We start from the raw sequence: 12,198 nt of genomic DNA, 5'->3' as shown, positions 1-12,198 counted from the left end.
CGGCGGGCCCGGCCAATCGGGTGCACGGCGGCGGGCGTATCACCACGATAGCTCGCTCTTTTGGCGAATGCCCAGCTCAGAGGCGCTTTGATTCAGCTTGGGGTTGCCTGGGAGGCAGAGTGGACGACCGGTAGGACCACTGCGGACGGATGATCCGGGTCGTGCATGATCTCCCGGAATCCACGACGGAGTGTGACAGCCGCGCCGAGGGGTTCCCCGGTGCCGGGGTTACGCGCGTAGCGGGGGTGGGCCCCGCCGGAGACCTGTAGCCGCAGTCGGTGCCCGGGGGCGAAGCGGTGGGCGGTCGGCCACATCTCGACCGGCACCACGACGGCGCCGGCGTCGTCGGCGGGAAACCGGTGCGGATCGAGCCGGACCAGCCCGTCGCAGATGTTCCACGAACGCCCCCGGGCGTCCACGTCACACAGCCGCACGAAGACGTCCAGGTAGGACAGCTCACTGCGCAGGTGGATCTCGGCGCGTACCGGCCCGATCACCTCGATCCCGGCGGTCAACGGCTCGCTGGTCCAGGTCAGCACGTCGGGTCGGGCCTCGACCGGACGGTTGTCGAACGGCCCGGCCCGCTGGGCCACGAGCAGTGGGCCGCCGAGCGACGGCGTCGGGTCGGCCGGGTCGTACCAGAATCCGTCCGGCGGCGACGGGACCGGGTCCGCGGGGCTCAGGGCCGCACCCGGGTGCAGGTACCACCGGACGGCGTCGGCGGGTGGCGGCCAGTCGGGCAGGTCACGCCAGCCCCCGCCGGCACCACCGACGTGCACCCGCACGGGAGCGTCGGGCGGATGGGCGACATCGCCGGCCCGATCGTCGGACAGGTGGGCGCCGAGCCAGCTCAGCCCTTCACGCAGGGCGGCGACGAACAACCCGGGGCTGCCATGGGTCCACGGCCCGACCACCAGGCGCGGACGGGCACCGGTGGCCCGCAGCGCCGTGTAGTCGCGTAGTTGGGCCGGCAGGAAGATGTCGTGCCAGCCGCTGACCATCGCCACCGGCGAGCCGACCAGGTGCAGTCGGTCGTCGAAGACCCGGCTGCGCCAGTAGTCGGCCTCCGGGGTGTGGTGTCGCAGCCACTCCTGGAAGAACGGCACGGTCACGCCGGTGGCGACCCGGTCGGCCTCGATCAGCGGCAGGTGGGCCAGGGCAGCGGTCAGTCTCGGCTGGCCGCGCTTGAGCTCCCACTGGCGGGCCAGCCACGGCACGGTCTGCGCCTGCAGCAGCTCGGCCCAGGTCAGCACAGTGTCCAGGGCGAAGGACTCGCCCGCGTAGGTGGAGTCGCGGGTGGTCGAGGCGGTGGCGACGGCGACCATGGCGCGCAGTTGCGGGCCCGCCTCCGCCGCGAGCGCCCACTGCACGAAGCCCTGGTAGCTGGCGCCGAACATGCCGAACGCGCCGGTCCACCACCGCTGCCGGCGCAGCCAGTCGAGGGTGTCCAGACCGTCGTCGCGTTCGTGCACGAACGGCTCGAACTCACCGCCCGAGCCGCCGGTGCCCCGACAGGACTGGATGACCACGTGGAATCCCTGCTCGGCGGCGAGACGGCAGAGCAGCCGCATCGGTCCGGCCCGGCCGTACGGGGTACGGATCAGCACGGTGGGCGCGGCGGGCAGGTCGGGGGCGTAGTGGTCGGTGCGCAGGATCACACCGTCGCGTACCCGCAACCCGATGTCCCGGGTGACGGTGACCCGTCGGGTCCGCGCCGGTGGCAGTCGCAGGGCGGCGGCGGCGAGTCCAGCCGCCAGACGATCGAGCACGACTCACTCCGGCTGGCGTCGGTGCGGCTCGGTGCGGGCGGCCCGGACCTCGTCCCGGTGCTCCCGCAACGAGGTTCCCATCGCCGTCATGAACCGGTACACCACCTCGAGCTCGTCGTCGCCGAACCCGGCCATCACCCGGTCGGTGCGCTCGCCCAGCGGCCGGAAGAAGCCCATCGCCAGCTCGGCGCCGCGTTCGGCGTAGCGCAGCAGCACCTTGCGCCGGTCCGCGGTGTCCCGGTCCCGGCGCAGATGCCCGGCGCGTTCCAGCCGGTCGATCAGGGCGGTGACCGAGCCGGAGGAGAGCCCGAGGTGCTCGCCGAGCCGGCCCGGCGTGATCGGATCGCCGAGCAGCTCGGCGTCCATCACGGCGATCAGTGCCTGCAGGTCGGTGGCGTTGAGACCGTGCTGGCCGGCGAAGGCGTGCCCGACGTGCTGCGCGTCCACCCCGTAGCGCCGCAGCTCGGCCGTGATCTCGGCGATCAGCACGTCCCGGCGCGTGTCGCGCCTGCGGTACATACCGTGAGCTGTCACGTCCCGCCGCTTCCTGCCGAGGTCCGGGTTCGCAGCATAACCGAGCCGAACCCTCGTCTCGGCTGTCGAGATTCTCTGCGGCCGAGCTGTTGCAGCATCTCTCTTGATAGGCGAAAATCTCGACTGTCTAGATACTTGCCGACTGGGGGTTCTCCCGATGTCCGTGTTGACCCGCGTGGCGGGCGGTCGCCTGAACGCCTCGTTCACCGTCCTCGCGGCCCTCGCCGTGGGCGCGGCCGTCTTCTGGTTGCCCACCCCCGACAACCCGGCACCCGTCTCCGCCACCGGCCTGTCCGACCGCTGGCAGTCCACCCAGGTCGAGCGGTTGCAGGACGAACTGCCGGCCAGCGACGTCCAGCCGGCCATCGTGGTGGTCACCCGCGACGACGGCGCGCCGCTGACCGACGACGACCGCGCCGCCGTCACCACCGGCACCGACTCCCTCGGTGCATTCACCGTCGGCGGTCAAGTCTCCCCACCGCAACTGTCGCCCGACGGGACGGTGGCCCTGGTCGCCGTGCCGTTGAGCACCGAGGGAGGCCAGGAGGCGGTGGCCACCACCGTGGCCGAGGTCCGCGCGGCGCTTGCCGCGCTACCGGCGGAGCTGACCGTCGAGGTGACCGGCGCGCCGGCCTTCACCGCCGACCTCACCAAGGTCTTCGAGGGTGCCGACACCACCCTGCTCGCCGTCACCGCCGCGGTCGTCGCGCTGCTGCTGCTCGTCACCTACCGCAGTCCGCTGCTGTGGATGGTGCCGCTGGCCGTCGTGGCCGCCACCGAACAGGTGGCGTTGCGGGCCCTCGACACGATCGTCCCCGCCGTCGGCATCAACTACGCCGGCGGTGCCGTCAGCGGCATCGCCAGCGTCCTCGTCTTCGGCGCCGCCACCAACTACGCCCTGCTGCTGATCGCCCGTTACCGGGAGGAACTACGCCGGGAGGCGGACCGCTTCGCCGCCATGCGGGCCGCGCTGCGCCGCACCGCCGAACCGATCCTCGCCAGCGGCGGCACGGTCATGCTCGGGGTGCTCACCCTGCTGCTCAGCGAACGGGAACTCAACCGGGCCCTCGCCGTCGCCTGCGCCACCGGCATCCTGCTGGCCATGGCATCGGCCCTGCTCGTGCTGCCGGCCGCGCTGGTGCTGCTCGGGCGACGCCTGTTCTGGCCGTTCGTGCCGCAGGTCGGCGGCGAAGGCCGGGAGGGCCGGGTCTGGGGACGGCTCGGTGCGGCCGTGATCCGCCGCCCGGCGCCGGTCGCGGCCCTGGCCACGCTGCTGCTGGCGGCACTCGCCCTGGGCGGCCTCGGCCTGCGCACCGGGCTGTCCGAGACCGAGCAGTTCCGGGTGCAGCCGGAGGCGGTCGCCGGGGCGCAGACCCTTGCCCGCGCGTTCCCCGCCGGCACCACCCAACCGGTCGCGGTACTGACCCGACCCGACTCCGTGCCGGCCGTCACCGCGGCCGCCGCCGAGGTGCCCGGGGTCGCCTCCGCCCGACCCGGCACCGCCGGCCCCACCGTCGCCCAGGTCGACGTGGTCCTTGAGGCCGAACCGGGCACCACCGCCTCCGACCGGACGCTGGCCGCCCTGCGGGACGCGGTCGCCGCCGTACCCGACTCCGCGCCCCCCGCCCCCGCAGGCGGCGACACCCCGCGCGGCGCCATCGTCGGCGGCACCGTCGCCGGCACCTACGACGCGGCGGCGGCCGACGCCGAGGATCTACGCGTCATCCTGCCACTGATCCTGCTGCTGGTCGGCGCCGTGCTGGTGCTGCTGCTGCGCGGCCTGCTCGCCCCGGTGCTGCTGGTGGTGACCGTCGTCGCGTCGTACTTCGCCAGCCTCGGTGGTGCCTGGCTGCTCTTCGACCACGTGCTCGGCTTCCCCGCGCTGGACACCACCGTGCCGCTGCTCGCGTTCGTCTTCCTGGTGGCGCTCGGTGTGGACTACAACATCTTCCTGGTCACCCGCGCCCGCGAGGACGCCCGCGCCGTCGGCACCCGCCAGGGCATGCTCTCCGCGCTGCGGGTCACCGGCGGTGTCATCACCAGCGCCGGCATCCTGCTGGCCGCCGTCTTCGCCGTCCTCGGCGTACTGCCGCTGATCACCCTGACCCAGATCGGGATCATCGTCTGCCTCGGCGTGCTGCTGGACACCCTGCTGGTCCGTACGGTCGTCGTCCCGGCCCTGGCCTTCCTGCTCGGGGAACGCTTCTGGTGGCCCGGCCGGGTCAGCGCCGATCAGAACCCGAGGCAGACGCACTCCGACATCAGCGCCCGGACGTTGCGCACGTAGCCCGGGTTGGGAATGGTCAGCGGCTGCTTGGGCTGCGCCACCGCCCCGTGCCCGTAGTTGTACGCGGCGATGACCGCGTTCAACAGGCACGAGTCCAGCTCGGCGGTGCACAGGTCGGCGTCGAGCCGGTAGTCGGCGTCGAAGTACATGTCGCCGATGTACTTGGTCAGCCAGGCCAGGTAGGTGCCGCCGAGGTAGGCGTTGTCCCGGTAGTCCCAGACGTCGTAGCTCTGCCCGAAGCGCTGGTTCATCCAGGACGCGGTGTCCGGCATCACCTGCATCAGGCCGATGCCCTTGTCGCAGGCGACGATGTTCGACTGCCAGCCGCTCTCCTGCCACGCCGTCGCCTTGATCAGGTTCAGCGGAACGCGGATGTCCGGCGCCGACGTCGGCCAGTACGTCCGCCCGGCCGCGTCGGTAAGCGCCGCCTTGACCTGCGCCCGGCTGGCCTGGTCACCCTTGTAGCTGGGCTTGCAGCCGCTCGACGGCGGCTTCGGCGGATCCGGTGGGACCTCCGTCTCCGTCGGCGGCTTCGGCACCGTCCGAGGTGCGGTGGCCGTGGTGCGCTTCGGCTTCGGGCTCCGCTTCGCCGCCGACGGCGACGCGCTGGCGCTGGGGGTGACCTTCGGCGCGGCACCCATCGCCTCCACCGCCGGCGGTGTCGCCGACGTCTCCGCCGAATCGCCGGGCTCGCCCGAGGCGTCCGGCAACTCCTCCGGCAGTGCGACCGGGGCCGGCACCTCCGCCGCGGGAGGGTCAACCTCGGCACATCCACCGCCGGTCAGCAGCAGCATCGCGGCGACCACCGCGACACCCCACCGTGCGACGCTGCGTCCCATGTCGACCTCCTCCGGCCCTGACGAACCCGCCGCACACTAACAGCTACCGCCCGTCGCGCGTGGCCCCGCGATCGCCGCCCGGATCACGGCAACGGCCCTCATCCGGAGGCGGAGCCACCGCCGGACACCGCGCGGTCCCGGGTGGCCCAGGCCACCATGAACACCGCCGTCCAGGCGGCACCGAGCAGCACCGCGCCGACCGTGCCGCTGGCGGTGCTCAACCCCAGGTACAGCCGGGCACCGCCGATGGTGACGACCCCGGCCGCCGCGACGGTCCACGCGGCCACCGCCACCGGCCAGCGGGCACCCCGCGACACCAGCCACGCCAGCGTGCACAGGCTCGCCGTCACCACCACGTTCTGCGTGGAGAACAGCACCACCCGTCCACCGGCGGCCAGGTCGGCCACGGCCGCGAGCACCACAAGCGGCACGAACGCACCGACCGTGCCGACCACACTGAGCAGGTCCGCCCGCCACGGCCGCTGCCGCCACGCCTGCACCAGGGCCACCACCGCCACCATCGCGATCAGCGACCAGCCGCGCAGCAGCGACACCGCCGCCTGGGTCGCCTCCACCGCGTCGGGCGTACGACGGGCCGCGAACCAGCCCGCGATCACCCCGTCGACCAGGGACAGGCCGCTGTGCCGGACCACCACCCGCAGCACCCACGCGATCACCAGCGCCACCACGAACAGCAGCAGCACCCCGGCCGCCAGGTTCGCCAGCAACGCCCACGCCGGCCCGAGACGCAGGCTCAGCAGGAAGAACAGCAGCCCGTAGCGGGCCGACAGCCACCGCAGTGGCGGCAGCCGGGCCGCCCGGGTCAGCAGCGCCCGCGCCGGATCGGGGTTTCGGCCCAGCCATCGCCCGGCCAGCACCACCGCGACCAACGCGGCCACCAGCACCAGCACCGCTCCGGTGGCCCGGCCGAGCAGCCGGGAGACCGTCTCGTACGACTCGCCGGCCAGGTGCCCGACCAGCACCGAGGCACCCACCCAGGTGCTCACCCCGGCCAGGTTCCACGGCGCGAACCGGCGGTACGGCATGCCCGACGCACCGGCCAGCCGTGGCACCAGCGTGCGGGCGAACGCCACCCAGCGCGCGGTCAGCACACCCCGCCCGCCCATCCGGTCGAGCATCGCGTCGGCGCGGGCCCACCGTTGCGGTCCCACCCGGGAACCCCACCTGCTGGCCCGCAGCCGAGGCCCGTAGCGCCGGCCAGCCCGAAACGCCAGCGCGTCGCCCACCGCGGCGGCGGCGATCATCACCAGCAACGCCGGACCGAACCGCAGCGTGCCGGTGTACGTGAGGAAGCCCACCAGCAACAGGGTCGCCTCACCGGGTGCGACCAGCCCGATGATCAGGGCCGTCTCGGTGGCCACGATCAGCGCCGCCACCACGTAGATCAGCCACGGCGGCAGGCTCTGCACCGAACTGAGCAGATCGTGCACGGCGCCCCCGGATCACCTCGGCAGGACTGCCCTGCCAGTGTGACAGCGCCGTGCCGCAGGAGCGGGACCACCCGGGGTGACCCCGACGCCACGCCGCTACCCCGCAGGCGGGAGGATGGAGCCCATGCAGCTTCGCACGGACCTCCGCAACGTCGCCATCATCGCCCACGTCGACCACGGCAAGACCACCCTGGTCGACGCCATGCTGCGGCAGGCCGGCGCCTACGGCGCCCGGGGCGAGACGACCGAGCGGGTGATGGACTCGATGGACCTGGAACGCGAAAAGGGCATCACCATCCTGGCCAAGAACACCGGGGTGCGCTACCTGCCCGCGGACGGCTCCGACCCGGTCACCATCAACATCATCGACACCCCCGGTCACGCCGACTTCGGCGGCGAGGTCGAGCGTGGCCTGACCATGGTCGACGGGGTGGTGCTGCTTGTCGACGCCAGCGAAGGGCCGCTGCCGCAGACCCGGTTCGTGCTGCGCAAGGCCCTCAAGGCCCGGATGCCGATCATCCTCGTGATCAACAAGGTGGACCGCCCGGACGCCCGGATCAAGGAGGTCGTCGACGACACCTACGAACTCTTCCTCGACCTCGACGCCGACGAGGAGCAGATCGACTTCCCGATCGTCTACGCCTGCGCCCGCGACGGCATCGCCTCACTGACCCAGCCCGCCGACGGTTCGGTGCCGGACGACAGCCACAGCCTGGAGCCGCTGTTCCGCACCCTGCTGGACACCATCCCGCCGCCCGCGTACGACGAGAACGCCCCGCTACAGGCACACGTCACGAACCTCGACGCCTCCCCGTTCCTCGGCCGCCTCGCGCTGTGCCGGGTCCGGCAGGGCACCATCGCCAAGGGCCAGTCGGTGGCCTGGTGCCGCACCGACGGCAGCACCCAGCGGGTCCGCATCTCCGAGCTGCTGATGACCGAGGGGCTGGAGCGCAAGCCCGCCGACAGCGCCGGCCCGGGCGACATCATCGCGGTCGCCGGCATCCCCGAGATCATGATCGGCGAGACCCTCGCCGACGCCGAGAACCCGGTCCCGCTGCCGCTGATCACCGTCGACGAGCCGGCGATCTCGATGACCATCGGCACCAACAACTCACCCCTGGTCGGCCGGGTCAAGGGCGCCAAGGTGACCGCCCGGATGGTGAAGGACCGCCTCGACAAGGAACTCGTCGGCAACGTGTCGCTGCGGGTACTGCCCACCGAGCGTCCCGACGCCTGGGAGGTGCAGGGCCGCGGTGAGCTGGCCCTGGCGATCCTGGTCGAGCAGATGCGCCGCGAGTCCTACGAACTGACCGTCGGCAAGCCCCAGGTCGTCACGCGGGAGATCGACGGACGGACCTGCGAACCGGTGGAGCGACTCACCATCGACGCGCCCGACGAGTACCTCGGCGCGATCACCCAACTGCTCGCCACCCGGAAGGGCCGGATGGAGCAGCTGGTCAACCACGGCACCGGCTGGATCCGGATGGAGTGGCTGGTCCCGGCCCGCGGTCTGATCGGCTTCCGCACCGAGTTCCTCACCGAGACCCGCGGCACCGGCATCCTGCACCACGTCTTCGAGTCGTACGAGCCGTGGTTCGGTGAGCTGCGCACCCGTAACAACGGCTCGCTTGTCGCCGACCGCTCCGGCAGCGTCACCGCGTTCGCGATGACAAACCTCCAGGAGCGCGGCCAGCTCTTCGTCGAGCCCGGCACCGAGGTGTACGAGGGCATGATCGTCGGTGAGAACTCCCGCTCCGACGACATGGACGTCAACATCACCAAGGAGAAGAAGCTCACCAACATGCGCTCGTCGACCGCCGACGAGACCGAGAAGCTGATCCCGCCGCGCAAGCTGTCGCTGGAGCAGGCACTGGAGTTCTGCCGCGAGGACGAGTGCGTCGAGGTCACCCCGGCCGCCGTGCGCATCCGCAAGGTCGTGCTCGACCAGACCCAGCGGGCCCGCACCGCCGCCCGCCGCAAGCACGCTGGCTGACGCGACCGATGGCCGCCGCCGACCTCCACGCGCGGCTGCACCGGGAGCCCGGCACGATCTCGGTGTACGCGGGGCCGCTCGGTGCCCCGCCCACCTGGACCCGGCAGGCCGAGGCCACCCACTACGCGGCGAGCACGATGAAACTGGCCGTGCTCGCCGCGCTGCACCGCGCCGCGGAGGCCGGCCACCTCGACCCTGACGCCCCGGTCGAGGTCGTCAACCGGTTCACCTCCGCCCGGCCGGACGCCCCGCCGTACTCCTGCCGCCGCGCCTACGACAACGACGGGACCGTATGGGACCGCCTCGATGGGCGGGCGTCGCTGCGCTGGCTCGCCGAACGGATGATCATCCGATCCAGCAACCTCGCCACCAATCTGGTCATCGAACACGTCGGACTGGCCGCGGTGGCCGAGGTCTGGCGGCTGGCCGGCGCCCGGCACAGCGTCACCGGACGCGGCATCGAGGACTTCGCCGCCCGCGAGGCGCAGATCACCAACCTGGTCACCGCCGCCGACCTGGCCGCGCTGCTCGGCGCCGTCGCCACCGGTGCCACCCGCCCCGGGCCGATCGCCTCACCCGCCGGCTGCACCGCCATGGTGGACGTGCTCTGTGCCCAGCAGATCCGTCAGGACATCGCCGAAGGGCTGCCCGCCGACGTCCGACTCGCCCACAAGAACGGCTGGGTACGTGGCGTACGGCACGGCGCCGCTGTGGTCTACCCCGCCGACGCCGAGGCGTACCTGCTCGTCGTCTGCACCACCGTCGGTGACGACCAGACCGACGCTCGGGCCGACGTCGACGCCAACCAGTTGGTGGCCGACATCTCCCGCGAGGTGTGGCAGGCCCGCCACGACCTCGGCACGCTCACTCCAACAGGTTCGCCCGCAACGCCGCCACCGTCTCCTCGGTGATCCCCAGACCGTCGCGCAGGTACGCCCCGAACGACCCGTGCACCTGCCGCAGCTGTGCGTACGCGGCGTCGAGGTACTCCGGGCGGACCTCCAGCACCGGCCGGACCGCCGTCTCGTCGAGCCCCGGGTGGCGCTGCCGCATCGCGTCGACAAGCACCTCTCGCAGGCTCTCCGTCAGCGGGTTGTGCGCCAGGTAGTCGGCACGGATCGCGGCCTCGTCCACGCCGAGGGCGTGCAGCAGCACCACGGTCAGCCAACCGGTGCGGTCCTTGCCCGCCGAGCAGTGGTAGACCAACGGGAGGTTACGCTCGTCGGCCACCAACCGGACCGCGGCGGCGAACCCCTGTCGAGCCGAGTCTCCGGTGACGAACCAGCGGTAGATCGCCGCCATCGCCGCCGGTGTGCCCTGCCGCGCCAGCTCCGCGTACTCGCTCAGGTCGTGGCCGAGCAGCACGGCCGAGACGTACGTGAAGACCGGATGCGCCGGATCGTGCACCGGCAGGTGCACCACGGTCGGCTCGCCGACCAGCCGGTCCGGCGGCGCCACCGACACCTCGGAGTGGGCCCGAAGGTCCACCACACAGGCCGGTTCGAGCTTCGCCAGCACCGGCAGGTCCTCGTCGGTGAGCCGGCCCAACGCCGGCGTACGGATCAGCCGTCCGGGTCGTACCCGCCGGCCGGCAACGCCGATCAGTCCACCGAGGTCCCGCGCGTTGGGTGCGCCGACGAGCGTCCAGTCCGCTGCGCCCACTCGCTGACCAGTCATGTCGCCTCCCTCACGTACAGGGTGCCGTACCCGATGATCGTTCCGGTAGGCACCGCCGGCTCAGCGACGAGCTGAGGCCAACTCGCGTCGCCGGTCCCGCGAGGATCGGATCAGGCTCGCCGCGGTGGCCACCGCCAGGGTGCCCAGGATGACCAGCAGCGACAGCCAGATCGGGATGTGCGGTGCCCACCCGACGTGCTCACCGTTGTTGATGAACGGCAGGTTGTTCTCCGCGAGCGCCTCCAGGATCAGCTTGACCCCGATGAAACCGAGCACCACCGCGAGGCCGTGGCTCAGGTAGATCAACCGGTCCAGCAGCCCGCCGAGCAGGAAGTAGAGCTGCCGCAGCCCCATCAGCGCGAAGACGTTGGCGGTGAAGACGAGGTACGGCTCCTGGGTGATCCCGAAGATCGCCGGAATCGAGTCGAGAGCGAAGATCAGGTCGGTGGTACCGATAGCGATCATGACGATGAGCATCGGGGTGAACATTCGCCGGCCGTTCTCCCGCACGGCCACCCGGGCACCCTCGTAGCCCCGCGAGATGGGCAGCGCCCGCCGGCTCCAGCGGATGAGGACGTTCTCGGTGAACTCCTCCTCGCTCGACTCACCCTGCCGGGCGAGGTTGATCGCGGTGTAGATCAGGAACGCCCCGAAGACGTAGAAGACCCAGGTGAACTGCGAGATCAACGCCGCACCGGCGGCGATGAAACCGCCCCGCATGACGAGCGCGAGGACGATGCCGATCAGCAGCACCTTCTGCTGGTACTGCCGGGGAACCGCGAAGCGGGCCATGATGATCACGAAGACGAAGAGGTTGTCCACCGAGAGGCTGTACTCGGTCAGCCAGCCGGTGTAGAACTGCCCCGCCACGCTCGCGCCGGCGGTGAGCCAGAGCCCGCCACCGAACAGCAGGGCCAGCCCGACGTAGAAGGCGACCCAGAGACTCGACTCCCGCACGCTCGGCTCGTGCGGCCGGCGCCCGATGATGAGCAGGTCCACCACGAGGACCGTGGTCAGCGCCGCGAGCGTCGCCGCCCACACAAGTCCGGACACGTTCACAGTCTGATTCCTCCGGCCGCCACCCAGCAACCGGCCCACGGTACGCCGTCCTCGATGTGTCGGACGCCCCACCCCCGCTAAGCATCCTAGGAGGATGGGTTACCAGGTCGGGCTGGTCCGGCACGAGCGGCCAGCGGGTGGAAACATCGACCCGGGCCGGTCTGGGCCCGGCAGCGATGTGGCAGGCTGCCGGCATGGTCCTTGAGGTTGCGCTCATCGATGTCATCCCCGGTCACGAGGAGGCGTTCGCCGCCGCCTACGCCCAGGGACATCCGTTGCTCGCCGGCACGCCCGGCTGCCGCTCGGTACGCATGACCCGGGGTTTGGAGTCCCCCAGTCGCTTCGTGCTGCTTGTCGAGTGGGACACCGTCGACGCTCACGAGCAGAACTTCCGGGCCACGGAGCGCTTCGTCGGGTGGCGGGAGTTGATCGGCCCGCACTTCGCCGCACCGCCACGGGTCGAACACTTCGTCGACGTACCCGCCTGATCGGCACCCGAGCACCGCGCGCCGCCCACCGAGACGAGAAAGTGTCACACCCTCCACCTATCGTGCGTCTCGCGTCGGCACCGACCCCGACGGCTTCGGGG

The 12,198-nt window shown here is 71.8% G+C and carries 10 protein-coding genes; 4 read left to right on the top strand and 6 right to left on the bottom strand.

Features of this window, described 5'->3' with window-relative positions; translation table 11 throughout:
- Positions 1-92 precede the first annotated feature (92 nt).
- The gene (locus tag KBX00_RS15390) at positions 93-1,769 is read right to left on the bottom strand and encodes a CocE/NonD family hydrolase (protein ID WP_210827468.1); all 1,677 of its coding nucleotides are present in this window, start codon (positions 1,767-1,769) and stop codon (positions 93-95) included.
- Between the two features lie 3 nt (positions 1,770-1,772).
- Positions 1,773-2,288, bottom strand: coding sequence for a MarR family winged helix-turn-helix transcriptional regulator (locus KBX00_RS15385; protein WP_210827649.1), 516 nt, complete (start codon positions 2,286-2,288; stop codon positions 1,773-1,775).
- A 172-nt stretch (positions 2,289-2,460) separates the two neighbouring features.
- Here KBX00_RS15385 and KBX00_RS15380 point away from each other — a divergent pair, with 172 nt between their 5' ends.
- A complete protein-coding gene (locus KBX00_RS15380) occupies positions 2,461-4,590 on the top strand; it encodes an MMPL family transporter (protein WP_210827467.1) in 2,130 nt (709 codons plus the stop codon).
- On the opposite strand, the gene KBX00_RS15375 is transcribed toward KBX00_RS15380, so the two are convergent.
- Positions 4,536-5,429 (bottom strand): lytic transglycosylase domain-containing protein, encoded by an 894-nt coding sequence (locus KBX00_RS15375; protein WP_210827466.1) that lies wholly within the window; start codon positions 5,427-5,429, stop codon positions 4,536-4,538. The two genes, KBX00_RS15380 and KBX00_RS15375, sit on opposite strands and share 55 nt — an antisense overlap.
- Positions 5,430-5,527: 98 nt before the next feature.
- Positions 5,528-6,880, bottom strand: coding sequence for a DedA family protein (locus KBX00_RS15370; protein WP_210827460.1), 1,353 nt, complete (start codon positions 6,878-6,880; stop codon positions 5,528-5,530).
- A 124-nt stretch (positions 6,881-7,004) separates the two neighbouring features.
- Here KBX00_RS15370 and typA point away from each other — a divergent pair, with 124 nt between their 5' ends.
- On the top strand, positions 7,005-8,873 hold the full coding sequence (gene typA, locus KBX00_RS15365) for a translational GTPase TypA (protein ID WP_210827458.1): 1,869 nt from the start codon (positions 7,005-7,007) through the stop codon (positions 8,871-8,873).
- 8 nt (positions 8,874-8,881) lie between these two features.
- Positions 8,882-9,784 carry a serine hydrolase gene (locus tag KBX00_RS15360; RefSeq protein ID WP_210827452.1) on the top strand — a complete coding sequence of 301 codons (903 nt, stop codon included), beginning with the start codon at positions 8,882-8,884 and terminating at the stop codon, positions 9,782-9,784.
- Here KBX00_RS15360 and KBX00_RS15355 read toward each other — a convergent pair.
- Both KBX00_RS15355 and KBX00_RS15350 read right to left on the bottom strand, forming a co-directional pair.
- A complete protein-coding gene (locus tag KBX00_RS15355) occupies positions 9,738-10,550 on the bottom strand; it encodes a tyrosine-protein phosphatase (protein ID WP_210827450.1) in 813 nt (270 codons plus the stop codon). The genes KBX00_RS15360 and KBX00_RS15355 overlap by 47 nt on opposite strands.
- A gap of 60 nt (positions 10,551-10,610) precedes the next feature.
- The gene (locus KBX00_RS15350) at positions 10,611-11,609 is read right to left on the bottom strand and encodes a TerC family protein (protein ID WP_210827448.1); all 999 of its coding nucleotides are present in this window, start codon (positions 11,607-11,609) and stop codon (positions 10,611-10,613) included.
- A gap of 194 nt (positions 11,610-11,803) precedes the next feature.
- Between KBX00_RS15350 and KBX00_RS15345 the strand changes: the two genes are divergently transcribed.
- The gene (locus KBX00_RS15345) at positions 11,804-12,097 is read left to right on the top strand and encodes an antibiotic biosynthesis monooxygenase (protein WP_210827446.1); all 294 of its coding nucleotides are present in this window, start codon (positions 11,804-11,806) and stop codon (positions 12,095-12,097) included.
- Positions 12,098-12,198: the final 101 nt, after the last annotated feature.

The sequence above is a fragment of the Micromonospora sp. C95 genome (assembly GCF_018070465.1).
Taxonomy (GTDB): Bacteria; Actinomycetota; Actinomycetes; order Mycobacteriales; family Micromonosporaceae; genus Micromonospora.
The sequence above is the reverse complement of the archived record's forward strand: the minus strand, read 5'-3'. Positions and strand labels throughout refer to the sequence as shown.